We start from the raw sequence: 24,977 nt of genomic DNA on the forward strand, positions 1-24,977 counted from the left end.
GATCTGGAACGTAGTGTTACAATCGCATCAGGGAAGATCGAAAATGCAGTCGCAAAAGAAGTCCAATCAGTTCGCTTACCTCATCATCGTACTTTTCTGCTTACCGTTTTGCAGTGGGTGTTTGACGTTCACCAGCTATGCCATTCCAGCGGATCGGTTGCCTGAAGCTCTGCGTGGACCAGTGAAGTCGGAACGCGTGCCACTCAACTTGGCACTGCTAGGACAACCACAACCACGCGAGTACACGATTGCCCCCGGAGATATCTTGGGGGTCTATGTCAAAGGGCTGATTCCCCCCAATCCCGAAGAACCGATTCCATTCGTGCCACCGCAGGCGAACTTCTCAAATATCTATTACCCCCCCTCGGGTCAGAACTACACGCCGGCTGTCGGTCTACCGCTCGAAGTGAATTCGGCCGGACAACTGGAACTGCCTGCGATCGGTGCGATCAAACTGGAAGGGTTGACCATCTCGCAAGCGGTGGAATTGATAGGCAAAGAGGTCGTCGACAAAAAGTTATCGCAAGCTGGTCGTCAATACGTTTACCTAACACTGATCCGTCGCCGCGTCGTACGTGTGCTGGTTATTCGCGATGAAATTCCAAGCGATGCGCCCAGCTTCCTGGCAAAGTCAGTTCCGTTGTACAGCAAGCATGGTAAAGCTCAAGTCGTGGATCTGCCCGCATTCGAAAACGATGTGCTGCATGCGCTTAGTATCTCAGGAGGCTTGCCAGGTTTTGACGCCTACAATGAATTGTGGGTCCTACGGCAAGAGAAGCTGCAACTGAGTGAAGTCAATCAGTTCTGGGATCCGAACCTTTATCCACAAGGCGTACCCACAAGCGTGATTGAAAATGGCAGCGTTGGGACTGCGCTCAGAATTCCACTTTGGGTAAACCCCTGCGAGTCACCGCAATTTAGCCAGGAGGATATTCTGTTGCATGACGGTGATGTTCTGTTCGTTCGAGCAAGAACTGATGACGTCTTCTTCACTGGCGGTTTGCTCGCTGGCGGCCAAGTGCCAATGCCACGCGACCGGGATATTGATATCTTGGAAGCGATCTCACTTGCGAACTTGGGCGTTGGTGGCGTCGGTGGGCAAAGTGGAGTGAACTTTGTAAAGACCGGCTCAGGCCCTGGTAACATTTTACCCCCCTCCAGAGCATTGATCATTCGCAAACTTCCCAACGACCAACAAATCGCCATTCGAGTGGACCTAAATCGTGCTCAACGCGACCGAAAGCACCGCGTGATAGTCCAGCCGCAAGACTATGTCGCCCTCCATTACACGCCCGGACAGATCTTCGGAAACTCGGTGGCGAACATGGTCTCTTTGAACTATGTAATCCCCAATCGCTAACGTTACGCGTCCAAGCTGTTAACTAACTTTGTGATCTGATCCATTGGCGCTTGGGGCCGGTGGCAGGTTTGAACTGCTAGGCACGCTATGCTTGTTGCGGAAATAGTCCGCGGCCTTGCCGCCGTACGAACCATATCCATAACCAACGCCGTAATCGCCCGCCACATCCCCTTCGGCCGTCAGCAACTTGCTCGCATTAACCACCGTGCCGATCACGTTGCCATTGACCTCGTTGATCAACGTCATCGTCCGCTGTAATTCGACTTTGCTCTTGGCATTGACTCGCAACACAAGCAACATAGCGTCAACCGATGTCGCCACGACGCATGGATCGGCAACTGCAAGAACCGGTGGGCAGTCGATTAGAACCACGTCGTAGTCGGCTCGCGCTGTTTCAATCAGCGACTTGAACTCTGGAGACGAGAGCAACTCCGATGGATTCTCTGGCGGCTTGCCGGCCAACAAAACATCTAAGTTGAGTTTGGGCGATTGGATCACGGCATCCAGAAGAATCGCTTTGCCTTGGAGCAGCTCCGATAAACCGACCGTGTTTTCAAGGCCTAGTTTAGAGGCGACCGTTGGACGTCTCATATCGGCATCGATCAACAACACGCGTCGACCAGCATGCGCCAGGCTCATGGCGATATTCAAGAGCACAGTCGATTTGCCATCGCCAGCGGAAGGGCTGGTAACCGAGATGACTTTTGCTTTGGCCGCGTTGGCTTTGAACAGCAACGTGGTGCGCAGTCCACGGAACACCTCCGCTTCTCGCGAGGACGGCTGATGATAGGCGACAATCGTCGGTTCAATCTTGACCTTCGAATCTTTCAGCTTGCGCTGGAACTCTGGATCAAGGTGTTCCGTCAATTTCGGAATCAACGAAATGGTCGGCACGCCCGTGATTTGCTCAACATCCTTGATGCTGCGCAGACTTCGGTTCTGGAGTTCCATGACGACTGCGATGCCGCAGGCGAGAACGAGACCAGCCAGCGTACCTAATGCCGCACATTTGGGGAGCTTAGGCCAAATTTCGATCCCTGTTACAGGCTTACGAATCGTCTCATTGACAAAGCCGCCGTAATCTTTTGCTAGGTTAATCTCGTGAAGCCGTTCAACGGTTGCATTAAACAGGTCCTTTTGACGCTCCACGGAGAGGCGTAACGCTTCGCCTTCCAGTTCTAACTGGATCAAGGATTTGGCTTTGCCTTCAGCTATCTTGCTGCTTTCCAGCAGCAACGCTTCGCGAGCTTGATGAGCGCGGATGTCGTGACGCAACAGCGAAACATAGGCGTTGATGATCGAGTCTGCTGTCAACTCCTCTTCACGTTCTTGAACCTTCAGTTTACCTGAACGGCTAGCGATGAAGTTTTCGACGGTTTCAATCTGCCCGGAAACGTTTCGTACCTCGGCGTGTTCCGGACCAAAGTCCTCGACCAGCGATTTCAAACGCGCCTTCAATTTTAAGAGCTCTTCGTATTCCCCACGGGCTACTTCGATGCGTTCAGGTTGCTGTGCCATAAACAACAGCGAGTCTTGGCGGCCAGCCAGCACTTCCAAGAAAACTTTAATGCGTTGAGCGCTTTCATCACCGATCAACGCAAGCTTTTCGAAGTTGTTGCCGTTAGATTGCTGGATGATCGCGAGCTGTTCTTCGACCAGCTTTAGTCGCGATTCCTTGTCAGCGCGTTCCATTCGAACATCGGTCAGTTTGGCTTCGATCTGCTCGAACTCCGCACGATAGACGTTGGTGGAGTTCTGGTTGCCTACCAAGATAGGTGCTTTCTCGGAGAACTCTCGGAACTGCTTCTCTACTGTTTCTAGATCGCTCTTTAGCTGTGTCTGAGCTTTTTGAATCAACTCTGCGGCCGTTTGGTTTACGTCCGCGTATTTCTTATTGATAAAGTCGCGGAACTCATCGACGATGGCTTCGACGACTAATTTTACATCTTCAGCATTGGTGTGCTCGAACGACACGTTCAAGACTTGTGCATTCTCCGTGTCACCTTTTCCACCCCGCGAAACCGTCAAATTGCGAATGATATAGTCCGCTGGGGAATTATCCGTTGTCGACATTGCTTCGACGAGGCTCGGAAGATTGGTAAGGTCCTTGCGACGGAGAGCTTCTTCAACAATTGCAGGGCTTTTGATCAGCATGATGTGTGTTGCAAGCAGATCGTTGGAAAGCGTTGCGTTCGCATCACGGCCGCTGTCCAGACCTCGAGCGGCTAATGCCGGGTCTTTAGGCATCAACAATATCTCAGCGCTCGATTCGTAAATCGGCGGAGTTTTTAAATAGTAGACGATGGCCGCCGCCCAACCTAACAGCACGCAGACTACGCCAATTGGCCAGTAGTAACGCACCATCTTCATGACGTCCCAGTCAATTTCAGCAAACGAATTCGATTTGGATCTTTGAAGATTATCCAAGGCAGTGGAGGTGTTGATCATTAATCTGAAAACAAAGAAGTACGAGTCCAGGCCCACACCGATAATTCAGTAAAACCGATAGACGTATGTACCGGCAGGCGTAAAAACATCAGTCCAGTATGATAGAAATCGAAGCTAGCGGAAGAAGCATTTTCCCTATGACCGGCCAAATTCAAATGCGATTTTATCTTGTAAGCAGACTGTGCCGGATATGCCAAGGCTGTTGATTGTAACGGGTGTCGCCCAGCATTTCGAAGATTTTGCATGCTGGTGAGTGTCCCGAGCGTTGTGAGTTCCCGCCAATCAAAATCGTAGCTACTCCCTAATGTCGGCTTGCCCGTCGTTGTCGATAACTATAGGGTTTTCCTGCGACGCAAGCGTTTTTCGGTCGTTAAAGTCGAGCAATAAAAAAACCACCGGTTTGGAGTCGGTGGTTTCGGCAATCCTCAGATTGTTGAACTGGATGCTTAGAGATACCAGTTGACGATATTTTCGAGCATTTCTTGGCGACCGCTTTGGTTTGGAGCAGGTTCCCCCTTGGCGAGCATGTACTTTTCAAGCGATTCAAAACACATCTTGCCAGACTCGATGTCCGCTCCGATGCCCCAATCCCAACTGCTGTAACGCTCTTTGACGAAATTGTCGATCACACCGTCTTTGCGAATTTCTGCCGCAATCTTCAGTCCGCGTGCAAACGCGTCCATGCCGCCGACATGTGCATGGAAAAGATCGATTGGTTCAAAGCTTTCGCGACGGACCTTGGCGTCGAAATTGACACCGCCGCTGCCCAAACCACCATGCTTCAAAATCGCAAGCATACACTGCGCCGTCAAGTAGTAGTCGGTTGGGAACTGGTCTGTGTCCCATCCTAACAACAAATCGCCCGTGTTTGCATCAATGCTTCCAAGAGCGCCTTGATGCCCGGCATAATCCAGTTCATGCATCATGGTGTGCCCGGCCAACGTCGCATGGTTGGTTTCGAGATTCAATTTGAAATAAGGCAGCAAATCATAAGCTCGCAGGAAGTTCAAGCACGCGGCTGCATCGGAGTCATACTGGTGCTTGGTGGGTTCCTTAGGCTTCGGCTCGATCAAGAATTGGCCTTTGAAGCCAATCTTCTTGGCGTAGTCGACCGCCATATGGAAGAAACGCGCCAAGTGATCTAGCTCGCGTTTCATATCGGTGTTGTACAAACACTGGTAACCTTCGCGTCCGCCCCAGAATACATAGTTTTCACCGCCTAGTTCCTTCGTAAGCTCCAAAGCTTTCTTCACTTGAGCGGCCGCAAATGCGTAGACATCAGCATTGCAAGTGGTCGCGGCACCATGCATAAAGCGTGGATTGCTGAACATGTTCGCTGTTCCCCACAGCAGCTTGATACCGGTGCTTTGTTGCAACTCTTTTAATTTGGCACCGACTTTGTCTAGGATTTCGTTGCTTTCTCGCAACGATTTGCCTTCTGGAGCGATGTCGCGATCATGCCAAGCATAATAAGGGGCGTCTAGCTTTTCGAAGATCTCAAAGGCCACCTCGGCTCGACGCAACGCATTGTCCACCGAATCCGTACCATCGTCCCAAGGGCGGATTGCAGTCCCTGGACCGAATGGATCGGAACCAGTTCCTCGCATGGTATGCCAATAAACGATGGAAAAACGTAGATGATCCTTCATCGATTTGCCTTCGATGATCTCGTCGGGATTGTACCAACGAAACGCTAGCGGATTGCGGCTAGAAGGACCTTCGTACTTGATCTTTGGGACGTCTGGAAAATAACTCATGATTCAATCTGAATAGGAAGAGAAATAGGGATTTCGTTTAGGCTAGATTTTGCCGCAATTCGGCCAAGCCGAATAGTACCGAGGCAGAAATTCCCAAAGTCTGCCACGCTCAGCCCGGTTCCAAGCATGGGCGACCGCTGCAGCGGTGCAAAATCTCAATTATCGAGCCGCAGAAGCAAGGAAAATCAGCAGCAAAGCGATGCCGACAATCACCAAAAACAAAACAATTGCCACGGAAACTTTTGCGACCGAAATCGGCGCTGAACCGTGCGTTTTTCCGGTCTGACCGTTGATCAACACGCGATAAGGCTTGTTTTGGTAGTGGTAAACCATGATCCAAACCGGTGCCAGCAATGTTTGTCCATACATATTGGAAATCATGACGTTGACACGCACATTTCGGCTGCGTCCGCGCAAGTAGCCTTGGCATTGCATGGCTTCGGTCGCTTCAATTTTGGCTCTGGCCATCGAGCGAGCTTCGCGACGCGGCAAGCGAAAATCTTCCACCACCACATTGGCCAAGTCGACCGATTCCGGGGATGTCTGCTGCGACAGATCAAATGGAAGGATCGACTCCACTTCATGAATTGCTAACACGCTGCTGGCCTGAATCAAGATGGCCTGATGCGATCCCTGGTGCTCGCCACTGCGGCTGCGCCAATCAGCTCGCGAACCAAAAGGTGCCGCTTCATCGCCCGTCCAATGCGTATGCGTCGCAGCCGAAAACAACCAAAACGGTACATAGACCGGAGTGGCCGAAGCGATCACCGAGGCCGCTGCAGTATCCCCTGGCCGCCAGAATCCCCGCGACAGCCATTCTCGCAGCGAGCGTTCCACTTCTGACCGCTGGATTCGCAGCGGTATGACAGTCTGCGCTCGTAACGTTCTGGCATCTTTTCTTTCTTGCAAGGCGGTCGATCCACAAAACGGGCAACGCAATGCTCTGGACGATGCATCGTAGCTCATCGACGCTCCACACCCCTCGCACTCAAACGCATAGACCGACGCGATCTGAGTGGTCGCCACTTTGTCTCCAGCGCGGGCCTGCTGCGCGATCGCAGCGTTTGCAGTCGCATGATGATTTTCGGTGCCGCAATTGGTGCAAAACAGATCGTCATCTTCCAAAAAGCATCTGCAAATTCGACAGCGTGAAAGACTGTGATTGGATACGTCCATGCCCACTCCTAGCTGTTGTTTAAAAGCAAAATGAGCAACACGATCGCCACCACAAACAGAACAGCCAACACGATCGCAATCGCGACTCGAATCCCGGAAATCGGCTTCTCACCTGAATAGCGCCCTGTTTGGCCATTGACCAAGAAGCGGTAAACGCGATCACGGTAACGGTAGCTGAGCACATGCACTGGCAAGAGAACTAAATCGATTTCATTGAGCTCAAAATCGGTATCGACCTGCAAACGCGAAAAGGTATCGCCCGGCATCAACCGAGAAACACTGTTGACTTCTCGCTTCTGGAATTCGTCTTCCGCAATCGTTTTTGCAGAGGGATAGTCAATGGAGTACTCCTCCGACATCCAGCCTGCCAGAAAATACGGTTTGAAGCGCGTAATGGCCCGCAGATCATAAGGCTGGATGTTGAGAGCTTCCTGTTGAGTTAATCCTTTGGAAGCAGAAACCATGTAACCAAAGTAATACTTGTGATGACGACCCGACAGCGGGTTCCACTCGGTTTCACGCACGGTTCGCGTGCGCGTCTCCGTCTTTCCGTCCTGAGTCTTGACCGTATAAGTCTCCGTCCGATACCAATATTGGCCAACCATGGCGTTCCAGCGACTGCGAGCTGAGTAAGCGTAGTGCCAAAAGGGAATGTAAACGCCAATCTGCTTTTCTGAGATAGCTCTCAGCGATAGATCGCTCGGCCGGAACAGACTCTTCTTCTTGATCCAAGCAATATACTTTTCCATCGCTTGTTCATGCGTGATCGTAAAACCGATGATGAACTCTGGTCGTCGACGGTCCGCGGCATGAGATTCGATTTCAGCAACGTAATTAGAATCGCAAAAAGGGCAGCGGTAAGTGCGTTGGCCAGTGCTGGTTGCAATATCGCTGCCGCAATTTTGGCAGTGAAAGACGATGGGCTTCGAACTGGGCGAATGGCTTTCCACGACCGTTTTCGACGACGCGCTGTGGGAGATCGGGGACGCTGGTACGGCAGTAGCTACAGGCTGGTCAAATGGCAGTCCACAAGCAACACAGAATTTGGATCCCACGGAACGAGGCGAACCGCAAGCAGAGCAGGGCAGGGGACGATGTTGAGCATCCACCAACAATTCCGAAGCACTGTTGCCTTGCAAGTTATCGTCTGCATAATCATCTGAACGTTGAACCAGCGTCGCTCCGTCGACTGTCGAAGTTGAACTTAGATTCCCAGTTCGCTGGCGACGTTGCTTCGAAGATTCGACAATCGATTGCCATTCTTCCGTTTCCGAAATAGGTGGAACCAGCCTCGAGCGGTCGGGCCGGATCGTGCTCGGACGCGGAAGCGGGGTCGGTTGGTCGGGCGAATGGTTTGGGTCTGGAACGTCGGACATAATTTGCTTTAGAAGATTTACCTCAGAATAGCATAGCAACTTTCTGACGAAAGAAGTCAAAGGACAAACCGAGCATGGTGATTGATCTGCGCAGCGATACCGTGACTAAACCAACGCCCGCCATGCGATTGGCAATGGCCAACGCGGAAGTGGGCGACGATGTGATTGACGTCGATCCTACGGTCGACCGCTTGGAAAAATACACCGCCGAATTGTTGGGCAAAGAAGCGGCGATTTACATGCCCAGCGGATCGATGACAAATCAAATTGCGATTCGAATTCATTGCGATCGTGGACAGGAGTTTCTATGCGAAGAGAACTGCCATATCTACAATTATGAACAAGCTGCGTTCGCGCAGTTGAGCGGCTTGGTCGCTCGCACTGTCCCTGGCGAATACGGCATCATCGAATTAGAAGACCTGCAAGGCAAGGTTCGACCGTTGAACGATCATATGGTGCAAACCAAGCTCTTGTGCCTGGAAAATACGCACAATCGCGGTGGTGGCAAAGTCTGGCCCTTCAAGAAACTCACCGCGGTCTGCCAGTGGGCTCACGATGCGAATTTAATCTGTCATCTCGACGGTGCTAGGTTGTTTAATGCCGTTGCCGCTACGGGAATCAGTGCCCAGCAGTGGAGTGCACCTTTCGAAACGGTCTCCGTCTGCTTTTCCAAAGGCCTCGGAGCACCCGTTGGCTCAGCACTCGCCGGACCAAAGGAACTGATGAAGCCGCTACGCCGTGCTCGTAAACTCTTCGGCGGTGGCATGCGACAAGCCGGCATCATCGCTGCGGGCGCTCTGTATGCCCTGGAACATCATCGCCAGCGATTGATTGAAGATCACGTCCACGCGCAAATGCTGGCTGAAGCGTTGCGCGGACTACCTCACGTGACACTCAAACCCGATACGATTGATTCCAACATCGTTATCTTTGAACTAGAACCGCCTTTGCCAGTCGCTGCAGAAATTGTTGCTCGATTGGCCGCCCAGCACATCCGTGTGATGGCGATTTCCCAACGCCAAATCCGAATGGTTACGCATTTGGATATCTCGCGCCAACAGATCATCGACGCGCAACAGGCTCTGCGGCAAACATGCGTGCCATAGAGTCCGCTAGCTGGTGTACATCTTCGGCAGCGGTATCCCACGAGCACATCAAACGACATCCGCCCGTGCCGATAAATGTGTAGAATTGCCAACCTTTGCGGCGTAACCCATCAATTGCATGGGCTGGAAGTTGCACAAAAACGGAATTCGCTTGCCGAGGAAACATCTGGTGGACGCCAGGAATGTCGCTCAAAAGTTGGCTTAGCAATTCGGCCATTTCGTTGGCGTGCTTGGCGTGCTTCAGCCAAGCCCCCGTCTCCAGCATGCCGACCCAGGGAGCGGACATGAAACGCATCTTCGAACACAACTGACCAGCTTGCTTGCATCGATATTCGAATTCGTAAGCAAGCTGCGGATCGAAGAACACCACGACATCGCCCACGTGGGAGCCATTCTTTGTGCCGCCTAAGCAAAGCGCTTCTACGCCAACTTTCCAAGTGATTTCGGCTGGCCTGACATTAAGCGATGCCACCGCGTTGGCAAATCTTGCCCCATCCATATGCAAGTGCAACCCATGCGATTTTGCGATCTGACTGATCTCGTTGATCTGGTCTGGAGAGTAGACCGTGCCAACTTCGGTTGCTTGAGTAATACTGACCACTCGAGGTTTAGGAAAGTGGACATCGCTGCGACGGTTGATCGCGCGAGTTAAAGCTTGAGGATCGATTCTTCCATCATCACCAGCCACTTGGAGGATCTTGGTGCCGTTGGAAAAGAACTCGGGAGCTCCGCATTCATCGGTTTCGACGTGCGCAAGTTCATGGCACAAGATGCTGTGATACGACGCGCATAAAGAAGCGAGTACCAGCGAATTAGCTGCGGTACCGTTAAAGACGAAGAAGACTTGGCAATCGGTTTCGAACGTCTCCCGTAGTAAATCGGCTGCACGAGCTGTCCAGGTGTCGTTACCGTAAGCTGGTGCATGATTTACATTGCACTGCAGGAAAGCTTCCATTGCTTCAGGGCACATGCCCGCATAGTTATCGCTTGCAAAATGACGCGGTCGCTGTGGTAATTGGTTCATTGGGTTGGCTATCGAAGTCTGGTACCGATCAGAGCGATTTTTGCAGGATCAAACTAGAACATTATGATGACGCAACTGAATTTAGAGCAAGTGCAAGTCACCAATACCGCAGATTTGCAGTTCCCGCAATATCTCAACAGCCCGCGATCCAAATCCCACTGGCTTGCCCAGTGGATGGTTGGGTTTCTCGCTACACCAAAGAGCCCGCCAGAACGGGAATCCCACCGGCTTGTCCGGTGGATCGTTCGGTTCCTCGCTAGTCAACATCGCTCTTTAGCAAGAAACGCAAACCTCTCCCGGACAAGCCGGGAGCATTAGTGGTAGAGGGGGCGTTTGTTCGTAGGGATGTAGCGAGAAACGTAACAATCTCCCGGGCAAGCCAGGAGCATTAGAAAGACAAGAGACCAAGGCACAACGTTCGGAGATCGCGAAGGGCGACCGTTGGGCTTGCCCCAACGTGTCGCAATAGGATTGGTGTGCTAAACATGCCAGAGTATTGGCCGTAATGTCGCTGGCCACTGGTTGCTTGATGGACGCTGCGGTTGGTCCCTACATCCCCAGCCCTTCTCCCCTGAAGACAGGGGCGAAGGGGGGCAGGAGAATGGGGGCAGGAGAATGGTCATGGAATCTATTCTACTCCCCTGATTCTGCTGCCAAAAGAAATTCGGTCGCTCTTCGCGCAGCAATCCTATTGCGAAGACAGGGCACAAGGCCCAGTTTCGCGTCGATGCTTGCACCGCAGCGCGATCCAAATCCCACTGGCTTGTCCAGTGGATCATTGGGTTTCTCGCTACACCAAAGAGCCCGCTAGAACGGGAATCCCACCGGCTCGTCCGGTGGATCGTTCGGTTCCTCGCTAGTCAACATCGCTCTTTAGCAAGAAACGCAAACATCTCCCGGACAAGCCGGGAGTAGGATCCAGGGGGCCGACCCGTGTAGCGAGAAGCGAAAGTATCTCCCGGACAAGCCGGGAGCATTTGAAAGACAGAAGACCAAGGCAAATTATTCTGAGATCGCGAGTTCTGAGCGACCGTTGGGCTTGCCCCAACGTGTCGCAATAGGATTGGTGTGCTAAACATGCCAGAGTATTGGCCGTAATGTCGCTGGCCACTGGTTGCTTGATGGACGCTGCGGTTGGCCCCTCATCCCCAGCCCTTCTCCCCTGAAGACAGGGGTGAAAGGGGCAAGAGAATGGGGGCAAGAGAATGTTCATGGAATCTATTCTACTGCCCTGATTCTCCTGCCATAAGAAATTCGGTCGCTCTTCGCGCAGCAATCCTATTGCGAAGACTGGGCACAAGGCCCAGTTTCGCGTCGATGCTTGCACCGCAGCGCGATCCAAATCCCACTGGCTTGCCCAGTGGATGGTTGGGTTTCTCGCTACACCAAAGAGCCCGCCAGAACGGGAATCCCACCGGCTTGTCCGGTGGATCGTTCGGTTCCTCGCTAGTCAACATCGCTCTTTAGCAAGAAACGCAAACATCTCCCGGACAAGCCGGGAGCATTAGCTTTAGGATCCAGGGGGGCCGACCCGTGTAGCGAGAAGCGGAAGTATCTCCCGGACAAGCCGGGAGCATTTGAAAGACAGAAGACCAAGGCACATTGTTCTGGAGATCGCGCAAAGCCTGGGGACACACGTTAACGCACACAACGATCTGTTTTTGCTGGCTCGGCATTACAAACAATTCGGACAGAAGTTGTCGTTAACTACAGCAATTCATGGCCGTCTGGTGCAAGCCTAGATGACGACTCAGGCATCGAAGGACGTATCGCTAGACAGCTTCAGATGTTGATTCACCGTTCGCTGGGCCACCAAACAAACTCGACGATCCCCAGAACGGTAAGATCTCAGAACCAACCCATTTCAACTGGCCAACAAATCTCTGGCTCGGCCGCGAACCTTGTAACGATGCTGGCGAGTCCGACTGCGTAATGATTCGACCACCTTCGGCTTGCCTGCCACCGTCGCAAACAATCGACCGAAATCTTCCGTCAACTCCATCCACACATCCACACTCACTCCAAGCCGCTCAAAGATCGGTCGAACGCTCTCGGGTGTCGCCCCTCGCTTGTCAAGCTTCCGCTGCCGAGCGGTCCAATCCAACAACTCAAGATAAGCCCCTTCGCTCATCGGCAAGAATCCCTTATCGCTGGCTCGGCAACCACCACTGTGCACACAAGCTCCCACTTCATCTCGCAATTCATCGATCGACAGCGGGCATATCGACTTGGCAATCTCCTTTACAGTCGACTTCGCCATCGTTGCCGCATTGGAAGTTACATCTGCTTCTGAGTTCACAGCAGCTTTCTGCTTTGGTACAACATCTTGTACTGACAACCCAGGCAATGCTGCGGGCTCTTGTGATTGGCTCATCGCTTGCTCATTGGAAGTGGCATCCATATGAAGTTTCGACTTCAACTGAAGGAAGCGTTGCTGAGCCGAAGTGAAATCGCTCTGCTCAATCGTCTGAGCCATCGCCGCTCGGATCGGGTTCAGGTCGACATAAGCTGCACAAGCCAATAGGGCTGTCTCATCGAGTAAACGGACTGCTCGATAGCGAGCTTGCCAGAACTTGCCGACTTCGTTGTCATCTTGGTTAGCACGCTGAGCAATCTTCTGGCTCAACAACCTCATCCACCAAGAGATATCGCTCAGTCGCGAACGAATCTCTTTGAGTTTAGCGGGATTGTTGCGAATGGTATTCAGTTCAAATTCGTTGGGTTCTTCGGGGGATCGATCGGCATCACGTCGCATTGGGCACAGGAGCAACCAGTGCCGAGCGACTTGCGAATCGTCCCACTGGGCGACGACATCTGGCCGCGAGCGAAGTACCAAATGGAAGTGATTGGACATGATGGCATAGCAGAGCAGATCGATGCCAAAATGCGCAGCGAGGTGTTTCAGTTCGATTTCAAACCAAGCTTTGCGATGGTCGAAGTTCTTCCCGGTCAGCGGATCGATTCCCATCAAGAAGCAACGTCGGACAGTCCGATTCATGACGTGAACGATCGCGATTTCGTCTGGAGCAAAGACTTCGACACGAGCCAAGCGAGCCATGATCAACCTCCTATGTGCGACTGGAATAATCGGAAAAGCTTACCGAAATCGTCTCTCCAGTCAAGTCATGCTGTGTCCCTAAGCTCCCGCTTAAGCTCCCGCTTCGCTGCGACGGTTGATCGCGCGAGTTAAAGCTTGAGGATCGATTCTTCCATCATCACCAGCCACTTGGAGGATCTTGGTGCCGTTGGAAAAGAACTCGGGAGCTCCGCATTCATCGGTTTCGACGTGCGCAAGTTCATGGCACAAGATGCTGTGATACGACGCGCATAAAGAAGCGAGTACCAGCGAATTAGCTGCAGTACCGTTAAAGACGAAGAAGACTTGGCAATCAGTTTCGAACGTCTCTCGTAGTAAATCGGCTGCACGAGTTGTCCAGGGATCGTTACCGTAAGCTGGTGCATGATCTACATTGCACTGCAGGAAAGCTTCCATTGCTTCAGGGCACATGCCCGCATAGTTATCGCTTGCAAAGTGACGCGGTCGCTGTGGTAATTGGTTCATTGGGTTGGCTATCGAAGTCTTCCATCAATACGAATATACTGTTGAAACAGCATTATGATAGTGTAATAAAATCGATGAGTATTGTTTACTCGGGCCTGCAAAACAGTTGTGAATCTATTGCATGGTCCCATTCTTTGCTTTGCAGACTCAACTCGATGCGCGAGCATATCCGATTCTCAGCGAAGGACACTGCTTTTAGTGTGCTAGATGGGAAGTCGGAATGCCCGTTGGTTCCATTTCTGCGTTACAATCAACAGTTACTTGTTTCAACAGTCCAAACCGAGGCCGGCGCGGTTTCTAACCTCAGGTGTAAAGAGGTAAAGCGATGAACGAAGTCACTCAAGTCTTAAAACAAATCGAAGCTGGTGACCCAAACGCGGCCTCGCGGCTAATGCCATTGGTGTATGAAGAGCTTCGAAGGCTAGCGGCTGGACGGTTGGCAGCAGAGCGGTCCGATCATACCTTGCAAGCGACGGCGCTTGTTCATGAAGCCTACTTGAGACTGGTGGGAACCGATCAGAATTGGCAAGGTCGTGCCCACTTCTTCGCGGCGGCGGCCAATTCGATGCGGCAGATCTTAGTGAACTGGGCCTTGGCGAAAGGAGCTACCAAGCGTGGCGGCACAGCGAGCAAGGTGGATATGGACGATGTAGCGATAGCCGATTCGAGCGATCCAGATTTGATACTTGATTTGGACGAGGCTCTCGATCAGTTAGCCGCAGAAGATTCAGTGGCTGCAGAATTAGTTAAACTGCGATTGTTCGCTGGCCTCTCGGTTTCTGAAGCAGGAGAAGCATTAAACCTGTCCCGCACCGAGGCTTACGGCAATTGGAAGTTTGCCCGCGCGTGGTTTGCGGCCCGCAACGACGCAAGCGATTGGAAATGAACGGCCCCTACAGGGCCGAACGATCGTTATGTGAACCGAAGACCCAGGCCTTCGGCCTGGGCTGACAGATCGGCCCCTACAGGGCCGAAGAATGTAGAGGTGCCGTTCGGTTTTCGGCCTGAAGGGCCGGTATCTACCAGCCCAGGCCGCAGGCCTGGGTGGTTGGTCCCACCACGATTCATGAAGGCCTGAAAGGCCGTGTTCAAATACGAAGGATGGAGATGAACGGCCCCTTCAGGGCCGAACGATCATTATGTGAACCGAAGACCCAGGCATTCGGCCTGGGCTGACAGAACGGCCCCTTCAGGGCCGAAGAATGTAGAGGTGCCGTTCGGTTTTCGGCCTGAAAGGCCGGTATCTACCAGCCCAGGCCGCAGGCCTGGGTGGTTGGTCCCACCACGATTCATGAAGGCCTGAAAGGCCGTGTTCAAATACGAAGGTTGGAGATGAACGGCCCCTTCAGGGCCAAATGATCATTATGTGAACCGCAAACCCAGGCCTTCGGCCTGGGCTGACAGAACGGCCCCTACAGGACCGAAGATGTGCTCGGCCAACGTTTTAGGGCCGGAGACAATTCAGGTCTGGAGAGATGTTTAATTTTTTTCTGGACGGTTTACGCCTGTTTCTTGCATTGATGTTTGTAGGGCAGCATGCGTCTGCTCCTCAAGAATCAATCAGGCACAAGGATCACAGCTATGTTTCGTCGGTCAAAATCTAAAGTCGCAGATGTACTGAACGCTGTGAGGGTTAAGGGGGCAGTCAGACCAGTTCAATCAATTTCGCCAGCACCAGCGAAGCTACAAAGGCAACGCCTCAGCCGCTTACTCCGCGCAGAACAACTCGAAACGCGTCGCGTCTTCGCTGGACTCCAATTTGACTCGGTGACCTTATTTCCTGTGGGAGTCGAAATCAGCAGTGTTGCATCTGACTCGGATGGGAATACATTCGTTGCGGGTCATTTTTCTGGAACTATCGATTTCGATTCGAGCCAACAGCATCCTGGCAACGCTGACGTGCTAACGGCGAGAGGTATTGATGATGTGTTTGTCGCAAAGCTAAACGCCAATAACGGACTTGTTTGGGTGAATAGATTAGGTGGCGATTCCACTCTACAACACGACCGAGCGACAGCGATTGAAGTGAACGGCTCTGGAAATGTTTGGGTAACTGGAACCTTTGCAGAAAATGCAGATTTCGGTTCGACAGACCTAATCTCCGCCGGTGACCGAGATATTTTTGTCACCCAGCTCAACTCTGAAGGAATGTTCCAATGGGCCGACCGTTTTGGCGGGGTAGATTGGGATACTCCGGTGTCTGCTTTCGCGGTAGACGGAGCCGGAAACGCTACTGTGGGGGGAAGAACCTTCGGAACTTTTCCAGCAGCAAGATATTTGCGCCAATATAGTCACACTGGCGGTCTAAATTGGGTTTATGATGATCTACCCACGGAACCCACTGGCGGTAGAGCCATCCTCACACGCATCGATTCAGACTCTCAAGGGAATATATATGTCGGTGGCTCCTTCAATGGGAGCGTTGATTTTGATTTGACTGGTGGTGAAGATCGACTCCAAGGAGTTGGAGAACTCGAAAGTCATTCTCGGAATGCATACGTAAGCCAATTTTCCACGGATGGTGCGTATCGTTGGACCACAGCGTTGATCGCTGGAATTGGAGATAGCACGGAGACCGTCAACCTAACAGATCTCACGATTGATGAGTTGGGGCACATTGCAATTGTTGGAATATATAGAAACGGTTCAGTCAACATAATCTTCTCAGGCAATACAGAACCTCAACACTTATTGCCAGAGACCGTCGATCAACGTGGCTATTTTGTGAAAGTAAACGAGAATGGGCAAGTTCTCGCTTCCCGATCTTATTGGACAACGGTAGAGGCTCCACCGATCTCTGAGATTGTGGCAGGGCCAAGCGGCTACTACGCTATCACGCGGGTTGCAAATTCTAAGAGTTTTAGTCCAGGGCCCGGAATTACGGTTTCTGGTTACGGCACCAACGCTGGCCTCAATGGTTTGACGTGTTGGACTACTGTTTTGCTTGAAATGGATGATTTGGGGCAAGTATCAGCGGCTGGACGAATTGGTGGAGTTGCAACCGCAAACTACCAGAATACCTTTGTAACCGATCTACACCGAAATTCATCTGGAAATATCTCCATCGTCGGAAGGTCATCAAATCCAGAAAATGATTACGATCCGAATTCAAATGCTGTCTCCGATATTAAGGGTGCTGGCAACTTCTACCTGAAATTGAACGAAGTTAAGCCTGGTAGCGAAGTAGTGCTGTTAAATGACGACTTTGAGTCCTCTAATTGGTCCGCGTTGTGGGTACAAGACAGCCAGTACGATTGGTTCCAATCAACTCAGCGAGCAACCAAAGGTAATTACTCAGCGGAAGTCGATGGATCTGCCAATAACGCAACTCTGACGACCGCAAACGTTATCGATCTGAGCGGAATGGCGTCGGCAACGTTGACATTTGATTGGCTGATCGAAAGTGGCTTTGATGCAGGTGAGTATTTGTCGCTAGATATCTCGACTAACGGTGGCAACTCGTGGATCCAAGACGTGCGACGACTGAACGGTAATATCAGCGCAGAAGACGTGTGGCACAATGAAACTGTCGACTTAACTCCCTACATGTCGTCTCAGCTAAAGATTCGCTATCGATCTAAGGTAAGTGCGGCTGATGAGGATGCAAACGTCGATAACGTCCGCATTGTAGGAATCGTAGATGGGCCGAATGTGAACCCTGTAGCAGACGCCGGTAGTGGCTATGCTATGAGTGAAGGCGGCAATATCACACTGAGCGCAGCAGGCTCCAACGATCCCGATGGCACGATCGTCAGTTATGCTTGGGACTTTAGCGGCAACGGACAATACAACGATGCCAGTGGCGTAACGCCGACATTCTCAACCACCGCTAGCGGAACTCATGTAATTGGCCTATTGGTTACCGATAATCGCGGAGCAACCTCAACCACGACAACAACGGTTGTGGTCAACAACGTCGCTCCCACAGCGTCTGCAGGGAACGATGCGACGGGAATTGTTGGACAATCAGTTGCACTTAGCGCTGCCGGTTCCAGTGATCCTGGCCAAGACATCGTTAGCTACCTTTGGGATTTGAACAACGATGGAATTTATGGTGACGCCTCCGGAATAAATGTAGCCTTTTCTTCGGCAATAGCCGGTGTCTTCACCATTGGCTTGCAAGTTACCGATGCAGATGGTGCGGTAGGCTTCGATTCACTGACGGTCACGATTACATCTGCTCCCGTACTCAATACCAAGTTCTATGTCGTGGACGACGCGAGCACGGATCGAACGTTCGAATACACAGCCAATGGGACTGCTGTGGAAAACTACGGCTTAGGTAGTGGCAATACGGCTCCACGCGGTGCAGCCAGCACAGTGGCTGGCGACAAAGTCTGGGTCGTCGATGCGAACAAAAAAGTCTATGTCTATAACGATAGCGGTGTATTGCTAGGTTCTTGGACGGCTGGGTCGGTGGCTTCCAATGCGACCATCGAAGGGATCACAACCAACGGGACCGACATCTGGTTGGTCGATGCTCGGCAAGATCGTGTGTATCGCTACTCCGGTGCAGCAAGTCGACTCTCCGGCAGCCAAAACGCAACAAGCAACTTTGCACTCAACAGCGGGAACCTCAGTCCCAAAGATCTGGTGACCGACGGAACGCATATCTGGGTGGTCGACGATAGTACGACCGACAAAGTCTTTAAGTACACGATGACCGGTTCGTTGGTGGGTAGCTGGACCATCGATTCAGCGAACAAGTTGCCAACCGGCATTACACTTGATCCATCCGGAGCCAGCCAAAGCCTGTGGATCGTCGATAGCGGCACCGATCGCGTCTATGAATACACGAACGCTCGCAGTCGGAATTCGGGCAACCAATCAGCAGCAGCTTGGTTCGCGCTATCAAGTGCCAATGGCAATCCTCAAGGAATCGCAGATCCGCCATCGCAAGTAACCGTCGCCTCGACTTCTACGAAGGTAACGTCGGATGTTTCACCAGTTGCAACGTCGGTCCCAATGGTCGATACGTATGTGTCGCAAGCAAAGCGATCTGAATCGGACCAACCGTTGGTTCGCGGCACATTCGTTGAAATCAATTCGCCTTCGTCCGTATCAACCGTTGTTTCCAAGTCGCCTATTGCAGCGAAAGCATTGACCGCGATGTCATCAGCGATTGTTACCTTGCAGGACAAAGCGATAGCGAACCTTGATTTTATATTCGATGATAGTGCGTTGGATACGTTGGCGACCAGTGTACGCGGTTCACGATAGGCGTTAAGCGTTTTTGAATTTCGACATGGAACAAGATTGCATGTTGGAGTTCGAAAAGGCATGAATGGGACGTTGGTTTCGAGTATGAATTGTGGGCGGTTTTGGATTTCGGCCTGAAGGCAAACAGATGTTGGTTTTCGGCCTGAAAGGTCGGTCTCCGTCAGCCCAGGCCGCAGGCCTGGGTCATCGGCCCGCGTGCCCCGTTAAGGCCTGAAGGGCCGTGTTCCATTGATTTACCCTGGAAATGAACGGCCCCTACAGGGCCGAATAATCGTGCGTCATCGAATTCCCAGGCCTTTGGCCTGGGCTGACAGAGCGGTCCCTACAGGACCGAAAACGACAGGACCGAAATCGAATCGAAGATCCAACAATGATGTTTTACACAATTACGGATGTTTTACACAATTACGATGAATTGCAATTTGGTTGACGACCATCCGATTCTGGTTTTCGGCCTGAAAGGTCGGTCTCCGTCAGCCCAGGCCGCAGGCCTGGGTCATCGGCCCGCGTGACCCGTTAAGGCCTGAAGGGCCGTGTTCCATTGATTTACCCTGGAAATGAACGGCCCCTACAGGGCCGAATAATCGTGCGTCATCGAATTCCCAGGCCTTTGGCCTGGGCTGACAGAGCGGTCCCTACAGGACCGAAAACGACAGGACCGAAAACGACAGGACCGAAAACGACAGGACCGAAAACGACAGGACCGAAAACGACAGGACCGAAAACGACAGGACCGAAAACGAATCGATGATCCATCAATGATGTTTTACACAATTACGATGAATTGCAATTTGGTTGATGACCATTCGACGTTGGATTTCGACCTGAAAGGTCGGGTTCCGTCAGCCCAGGCCGCAGGCCTGGGTCATCGGTCCACGTGATTCGTTGAGGCCTGAAGGGCCGTGTTCCGTCGGCCTAGGGTAACATGGAGTGACGTTTAGAAATCATGTCTCACGAGATCTTCCTATGACAAACGAAATCGCCAAACAAAATTCAGCCAAGGATATCTTTCTTCAGGCGGTAGAAGTGACGAACGAGGATGAACGGCACGCACTGCTTGACGCTCAATGCAGCGGCGATGCTGATTTGCGACAGAAGGTCGAACGTCTCTTGGATATCGCTAAACAAGACGCAACTTCCAATCGTCTGGATGTCATCGCCGATGCTTTTGGAATTGAGGCGACGCGACTTGAACCCAACGCCCCGGCCAAAGCAGTCGCTATGACCGAATCGATGCCGCGACCACCATGTCTCCGCGATATTGGCCCTTACAAACTGCTTGAACAGATCGGCGAAGGAGGATTTGGAACAGTATACATGGCCGCTCAAACCACTCCGGTCCGGAGGAAGGTGGCCTTAAAAATTCTTAAGCCTGGGATGGATTCTAACGAAGTCATCGCGCGGTTCGAAGCAGAACGTCAGGCGTTGGCAATTATGGAACATCCGAATATCGCCAAGGTGTTGGATGGCGGGACTGACAGCGACGGCCGTCCCTACTTTGTGATGGAGTTGGTCCGAGGTGTGCCTGTGACACAGTTTTGCGACGAAGCTCGATTGACCACCGACGAGCGTTTAAATCTTTTTATCGATATCTGTCGCGCAGTTCAGCACGCGCACTTAAAGGGGATCATCCATCGTGACCTGAAGCCCTCGAATGTGCTGGTCACTCTACACGACGACAACCCGGTGCCAAAAGTGATCGACTTTGGGATTGCCAAAGCGTTGAATCAACAGCTTACCGATCGGACGCTGTATACCGGCTATCGACAGATGGTCGGTACACCGCTTTATATGAGCCCCGAACAGGCGGCGATGAGCGGCGTCGACGTGGATACGCGGAGCGATGTCTATTCGCTGGGTGTGATTCTGTACGAGTTACTCACCGGAACCACGCCATTCGCCAAAGAACTTCTTTCGAACGCCAGCTTCGACGAACTGCGACGAATCATTCGCGAGCAAGACCCGCCACGTCCTAGCACTCGCATCACAACAATGCAGAATCATGTTCGATCGACCGTTGCAGAATGCCGCCGGATTGACCAACGGCGCGTCAGCGACATGCTGCGCGGCGAGCTCGATTGGATCGTGATGAAGGCGCTCGAAAAGCAGCGTGATCGACGTTACGAATCAGCCAGCGCCATGGCAGCGGATGTGCAGCGATATTTGGACGATGAACCGGTCCAAGCTTGTCCCCCATCGATGACCTACCGTATCGGCAAGCTGGCTCGGCGGTATCGTGGTTTGGTCAGCGTTGCGTCCATTGTGGTGTTAACCCTGTTGATCTCCAGCGGCGTCCTTTGGAATGAGCGAAAACAAACGCTAGCTGCACTGGGTGGAGAAGTTGAGCAGCGGAAGAACGCAGAGCAACAACAAACTATTGCCGAAGAGCAAGAACGACTCGCGCGGCGAAGCGAAGCTATTGCTTTGGAGCAACGTAATCTAGCGCGACTCAGCCAATACAATGCCGAGATGGTCTCGGGGCAATCCAATTTGAAATCCGGAAACATCACTCGGTTGCACGAAAAGCTGATTAAGCACCTGCCAACGGATTCTGAAAAAGACAGTCGTGGCTGGGAGTGGTATTACTTGTTTGGCAACTGCCATCAAGAAGAGAGAACTCTCTATTCAAGAATCACCAATTTAAAAGCAGCCTGGAGTCCCGATGGGAAGCTGATTGCTGGAAATGGCATCATCTGGGATGCGACGACGGGAGATTGTGTGCGGTTAACTGAGTTCTACGGCTACGACGCGAGCGTGACATGGAGCACCGACAGTGAATACGTCGCATGGGGATTTATAGGATCTCCCAACAATTTGGCGATATGGCAACGTTCGACCAACACGATACGCCGTATCACGGCATCAGAAAATTCGATTTGGGCCACGTGTTTCAGTCCGGATGGAAAGTTCATCGCGGTCGGCGGTGATCGCGGTCCTATCCGTATCGTTAACTTCGAGACAGCAGAAAAGGTTATGGAGCTTCATCCTGGCGCGAATTTCTTGGCAACGAAGGATCTCGACTGGAGTCGAGATGGGCAATACCTTGTCGTTGGATCGTTCCAGAACGGCTTCTATGTTTACTCAACCAAGACCTGGGAAAAGGTTTACGAGAACCCCGGCACATTATTCGGGGACTCCTATAATTACGCATCTTTCAATTCAGAAAGCAAATTGCTGGCCGTACAAAACAGGAAGTATTGGTCGATATACGACGTCGCTGATTGGTCTGTACGCTACGAGCAAGCATATCCACCTTCTAACTTAGGACGTCCTTCTGCCGTTGAATGGAGCAGCGATGGTCAACATATCGCTTTGGCCAGAAGCAATATGATTTCTGTGTGGGACGTTAAACAAGAAGCAGAAATAAAGCAATTTCAAGGCGGTTCTGCAAATTTTTCTGCTGCGTCGTGGAACCCAAATAATCGTGAGCTCGCAGCAAGTTCTTACTCCCGCGAAATCCGCATATTTGGATTAGAGGCAAAAGCAAACGATACCATCGCTCAATGTGAGACAGAAATCTGGAATTTTGACTGGGCGTCGAGCGACAGAGAAGCCATCATTGCCTCAAAGGACTATGTCAGCCTGGAACGTCGAAACCTGCTGGACGGGTCACTTATTCACCGAAGTGAGTTATCAGGAGAAATTGACCTCGAATTTGCATATCCTTCACCTAACAATCTTTTTGTAGCAGGACCTGTCGTTGAGAACGGCCGCGAAATCATTGCGGTGTTCGATACTCGCTCGGGAAAAAGGATTAGTGTGTGTGAACCGGATAATTCGGTGAAATCAATTGTCGGGTCAACCGTTCACATGCATAGATTAGGTTGGTCACCTGACAGCAGTTCCATTGTGATTGCAGTAGCAACACCTACGCACGTTGGTGTGGATATTTGGAGGGTAGGTAGCAACGCACTCCAAGCTCGCTACTTGCGAAAGCGTATGGATTTTGATGAAGAGAACGAGGCCGTCTGTTCACATCTATCATGGTCTCCCGATGGAAAGTTTATAGCGTTTAATGGCTATGGCGACGGTGACTCTTGGTCGACGACTCTCTATGTAATACGTTGTAATACGTTCGGAGGATGGTCAGAGAGTCATGAAGAAAACGCTGACGGACATCAATGTTGGTGGAACTTCGGACATATGGACTAACGCCTGGGATAGTTCAAGTACGAAGATAGCTGTTGGACTCGGAAGTGGCGAGATCGAGTCGTTTGACTTACATTCCCAAAAGACGTTGATGAAGAGTCGAATCGACCAATCACCCGTCTGCTCGCTCGCTTGGCATCCAGATGGTTCGAGGCTGGCGGTTGGTTTGTTGTCTGGAGAGTTGAAAGTAATCAATTCAGAAACAGCTACAGAAATGCTTAGTTTTGATTGCAAAGAACTTATACGCCGAGTCAAATGGTCCGCTGATGGACAGAAACTAGGTGCATGTGCGGGTAAAACTTTCTATCAGTTCGATGCATCTCGCGGTTATGCGTTTGCAAAAGGTCAATCGCGACATAGTGAACTCGCGTGGTTATATTCAGAGCTTTCCACGCAGCCTGGAGCGAATGTTCAAGAGTTGCTAAAGAAAGTCGTCGAGCTAGCGCCGCGAAAGCTAGATCATCGCTACTTGAGAGTCAATGCTTATGCGCGACTTGGGGAGTATGCTCAAGCAGCCAAAGAGTATCAGGCGGTGGCCGCGCACGATGGAAATGCAATCGTCGACGCCGCTCTACTAGAAGCCTTGCTTGGTGCTCGTGATATTGATGAATATCGTGTCGAACTTAAAAAATTGAACGATAAAAGGGATATTCTTCGTGATTCGCAACAAGCTAAACTGCTTTGGTACAGTTGTATCATTCCGAACTCTGGAATCGATCTCGCAGAAAAATCCGACCAGTTCAAACACTGGGCGGAAGGTGGACAAGCAACGAAGCTTAATCAGCTACAGCGAGTTTACTTTGCAGCGTTACAGTATCGCTTGGGGAACAATCAGCGAGTAGTTGATTTACTAGAGGGAATCGAATTGGCGAACGATGAATCATCTCTATCAGATCGGCATCAACGGACGCTAGCAGTCTGCCTGAAGAGTTTGGCGATTTACAAGTTAGGAAATGTTGATGGGGCTCGTCGATTGTTTAAGACAGCCGATGACGCACGACTTCGTTTTATTTCCGACGATCAGTTTTACTGGCCGAGTCGAGTCGAAAGTGAAACGCTTTTCCGCGAAGCCAAACTGTCGCTCGAACCTTGAAAGAGCATTCGCCGGGTGCGGATCAACAAGTTCAGTCTTGCTTTATCAACCAAGAGTACGCGTTTTTTGGAAACGAAGGGTGTCGCGAGCTAGTGCACTATCGAAACGCATCGTATGTTTTGGCCCAACGTGTCCTTATCCAAATGAGAGATTTCAGGACGCCGCAGATGTTCTTGACAAAGTATCGTTAAGATTCAGCAGCATCGGCGATTCAACGCAGCGTCACCGATCAATTTTCGCGCTATTGTATTTGGCTATGGCGCGAGAACAACTCGGTCATGGTTTTCAAGCCAAACGCCACTTGGACGAAGCAAATAGACTCATTGAAAAGTTTGCTGCCAGTACGAGTTGGAGTGATCGTGCGCAGATTCATGTATTAGCAAATGAAGCTCGCAACCGAATCGGAAGTTAGCGCACCAATCCTGTCGCGACAAGTTGGGATAAGCCTCGCCCGGCTGTCACAAGACCTTTCTATCGCCCCCCTCACGCCTGAGGACCAAAGTGCGACGTTTCCCATGGCTGAATCGGCCACGGCAGGAATTTTGTCAAACCTTCGACTTGAAGGCAGACTACTTGGGGGCGCTTCTACGACCGCTTCTCGCATTGCGGCAATGGTGCCAAGCCCTTGGCTTGAAGGACTCGTTTCAACCGCCTGTGGGATTTCGTACAAACGATTGGAAATTTTGTGAGCGCGTCAAGAATGCGT

Annotated in this window: 14 protein-coding genes; 6 read left to right on the forward strand and 8 right to left on the reverse strand. The window is 51.6% G+C overall.

Annotation, left to right across the window (positions count from 1 at the left end; genetic code table 11):
- Window positions 1-43: 43 nt before the first annotated feature.
- The gene (locus SH302x_RS01780) at window positions 44-1,360 is read left to right on the forward strand and encodes a polysaccharide biosynthesis/export family protein (protein ID WP_479366855.1); all 1,317 of its coding nucleotides are present in this window, start codon (window positions 44-46) and stop codon (window positions 1,358-1,360) included.
- Between the two features lie 18 nt (window positions 1,361-1,378).
- Here the strand turns inward: SH302x_RS01780 and SH302x_RS01785 are convergent, their stop codons facing one another.
- The 4 genes from SH302x_RS01785 to SH302x_RS01800 form a co-directional block, all read right to left on the reverse strand.
- Complete coding sequence (locus SH302x_RS01785) at window positions 1,379-3,808, reverse strand: polysaccharide biosynthesis tyrosine autokinase (protein WP_479366857.1); 2,430 nt, start codon at window positions 3,806-3,808, stop codon at window positions 1,379-1,381.
- A 446-nt stretch (window positions 3,809-4,254) separates the two neighbouring features.
- Complete coding sequence (xylA, locus tag SH302x_RS01790) at window positions 4,255-5,565, reverse strand: xylose isomerase (RefSeq protein WP_479366859.1); 1,311 nt, start codon at window positions 5,563-5,565, stop codon at window positions 4,255-4,257.
- Between the two features lie 159 nt (window positions 5,566-5,724).
- Window positions 5,725-6,741 carry a hypothetical protein gene (locus SH302x_RS01795; RefSeq protein WP_479366861.1) on the reverse strand — a complete coding sequence of 339 codons (1,017 nt, stop codon included), beginning with the start codon at window positions 6,739-6,741 and terminating at the stop codon, window positions 5,725-5,727.
- Window positions 6,742-6,749: 8 nt separating this feature from the next.
- The gene (locus tag SH302x_RS01800) at window positions 6,750-8,117 is read right to left on the reverse strand and encodes a zinc ribbon domain-containing protein (RefSeq protein ID WP_479366863.1); all 1,368 of its coding nucleotides are present in this window, start codon (window positions 8,115-8,117) and stop codon (window positions 6,750-6,752) included.
- Window positions 8,118-8,191: 74 nt separating this feature from the next.
- On the opposite strand from SH302x_RS01800, the gene SH302x_RS01805 reads away from it, so the two are divergent.
- Window positions 8,192-9,223 carry a threonine aldolase family protein gene (locus tag SH302x_RS01805; RefSeq protein ID WP_479366865.1) on the forward strand — a complete coding sequence of 344 codons (1,032 nt, stop codon included), beginning with the start codon at window positions 8,192-8,194 and terminating at the stop codon, window positions 9,221-9,223.
- Here SH302x_RS01805 and SH302x_RS01810 read toward each other — a convergent pair.
- From SH302x_RS01810 to SH302x_RS01820, 3 genes are all read right to left on the reverse strand, one after another.
- Window positions 9,180-10,247 carry a threonine aldolase family protein gene (locus SH302x_RS01810; RefSeq protein WP_479366866.1) on the reverse strand — a complete coding sequence of 356 codons (1,068 nt, stop codon included), beginning with the start codon at window positions 10,245-10,247 and terminating at the stop codon, window positions 9,180-9,182. The genes SH302x_RS01805 and SH302x_RS01810 overlap by 44 nt on opposite strands.
- A gap of 1,864 nt (window positions 10,248-12,111) precedes the next feature.
- Window positions 12,112-13,305 carry a transposase gene (locus tag SH302x_RS01815; protein ID WP_479366868.1) on the reverse strand — a complete coding sequence of 398 codons (1,194 nt, stop codon included), beginning with the start codon at window positions 13,303-13,305 and terminating at the stop codon, window positions 12,112-12,114.
- A gap of 90 nt (window positions 13,306-13,395) precedes the next feature.
- Window positions 13,396-13,809, reverse strand: coding sequence for a threonine aldolase family protein (locus SH302x_RS01820; RefSeq protein ID WP_479366869.1), 414 nt, complete (start codon window positions 13,807-13,809; stop codon window positions 13,396-13,398).
- A 325-nt stretch (window positions 13,810-14,134) separates the two neighbouring features.
- Here SH302x_RS01820 and SH302x_RS01825 point away from each other — a divergent pair, with 325 nt between their 5' ends.
- Window positions 14,135-14,695, forward strand: coding sequence for an ECF-type sigma factor (locus SH302x_RS01825; protein ID WP_479366871.1), 561 nt, complete (start codon window positions 14,135-14,137; stop codon window positions 14,693-14,695).
- An 881-nt stretch (window positions 14,696-15,576) separates the two neighbouring features.
- A complete protein-coding gene (locus SH302x_RS01830; RefSeq protein WP_479366872.1) occupies window positions 15,577-19,029 on the forward strand; it encodes a PKD domain-containing protein in 3,453 nt (1,150 codons plus the stop codon).
- Window positions 19,030-19,597: 568 nt separating this feature from the next.
- On the opposite strand, the gene SH302x_RS01835 is transcribed toward SH302x_RS01830, so the two are convergent.
- On the reverse strand, window positions 19,598-19,792 hold the full coding sequence (locus SH302x_RS01835) for a pentapeptide repeat-containing protein (RefSeq protein ID WP_479369230.1): 195 nt from the start codon (window positions 19,790-19,792) through the stop codon (window positions 19,598-19,600).
- A gap of 203 nt (window positions 19,793-19,995) precedes the next feature.
- Between SH302x_RS01835 and SH302x_RS01840 the strand changes: the two genes are divergently transcribed.
- Window positions 19,996-23,181: a protein kinase domain-containing protein gene (locus SH302x_RS01840; RefSeq protein WP_479366874.1), complete on the forward strand. Its 3,186-nt coding sequence runs from the start codon at window positions 19,996-19,998 to the stop codon at window positions 23,179-23,181.
- A complete protein-coding gene (locus tag SH302x_RS01845; RefSeq protein WP_479366875.1) occupies window positions 23,126-24,271 on the forward strand; it encodes a WD40 domain-containing protein in 1,146 nt (381 codons plus the stop codon). Before SH302x_RS01840 ends, SH302x_RS01845 begins: the two co-directional genes overlap by 56 nt.
- Window positions 24,272-24,977 lie beyond the last annotated feature (706 nt).

Source organism: Njordella calcicola, from assembly GCF_056494125.1.